Here is a 1,164-nt window from a genome sequence, read left to right on the forward strand (position 1 = left end):
TGCGTCAGGAAGCGATCGCGGTCGACCTCGGCGACGCGTTCCCCTTCGAAGCCGAAGAACAGCTCGGCATTCCATGACAGCAGGGCGACCGGCGAATCGACCAGCCCGTAGGCCAGCGTGCCGGGGCGCTTGGACTGGATGTCGACGTAGCCGGCGTACTTGCGGAAGTACTCCAGGGTCTTGAAGCCTTCCATCTCGAACGCGGACAGCCCGTCCATCTCGCCGGGGCTGCCGTTGGGGAAGGCGAACACCTGCTGCAGGTGGACGCCGGCCAGGCCCGCGGGCGCGAGGATGCCCAGCTCGCGCGCGATCAGCGCGCCCACGTCGCCGCCTTGCGCGCCATAGCGGGTGTAGCCCAGGCGCTTCATCAGCGTGTCCCAGGCCGCCGCGGTGCGGGCCGCGTCCCAGCCGGTGGCGGCGAGCGGCGACGACAGCCCCATGCCCGGCACCGACGGGATCACCAGGTCGAACGCGATCGACGCATCGAGGCCGTGGCCGCGCGGGTCGGTGAGCGGGCCGATCAGGTCCAGGTACTCTGCCGGCGAGCTGGGCCAGCCATGCGTCAGGATCAACGGGAAGGCGTTGGGCTCCTTCGACTTCACGTGGATGAAGTGGACGGTCTGGCCGTCGATCTCGGTGATGAACTGCGGATGGCGGTTCAAGCGCGCCTCTTGTGCGCGCCAGTCGAATCCGTCGGCCCAGTACGCGGCCAGCTCGCGCACCAGCGCCAGCGACTGGCCATGGCCGAAGCCCGGGTCCACCGGTTGCGGCCAGCGCGTGGCCGCGAGGCGGCGCTGCAGGTCGAGGATCTGCGCTTGCGCGATCTCGATGCGGAACGGGCGGATCGTGGTGTTCGTGGTGTTCATCGTGGCTCCTGGTGGTGGTCAGTGGGGAGGCCTTCACTGTCTCGCAACGCTGCCGGGCGATCTTGTAGAAAACCGACGCGTCGGTGATGCCCTGCGCGAGCAGGTCGCCGATGGCGGGTCGGCGAGCGGCCCGAATGCTCGGTCATCCGATGAGAAATCCGTTTGACATTCATATTTACTGTAGCTACAGTAAATGATGCGAATCGAGTTCGATCCGTCCAAGGACCGCGAGAACAACGCCAAGCACGGTGTCTCGCTGGCCTTGGCGGCTGAACTTGACTGGGACGCCGCACTGGTC

The 1,164-nt window shown here is 67.1% G+C and carries 1 protein-coding gene; it reads right to left on the reverse strand.

From position 1 onward, the window contains the following. A partial coding sequence (locus AC1D15_RS33370) for an epoxide hydrolase family protein (RefSeq protein ID WP_477829442.1) occupies positions 1–866 on the reverse strand: 866 nt, incomplete at its 3' end. Positions 867–1,164 lie beyond the last annotated feature (298 nt).

Source organism: Rhizobacter sp. P2_H2 (assembly GCF_056403375.1).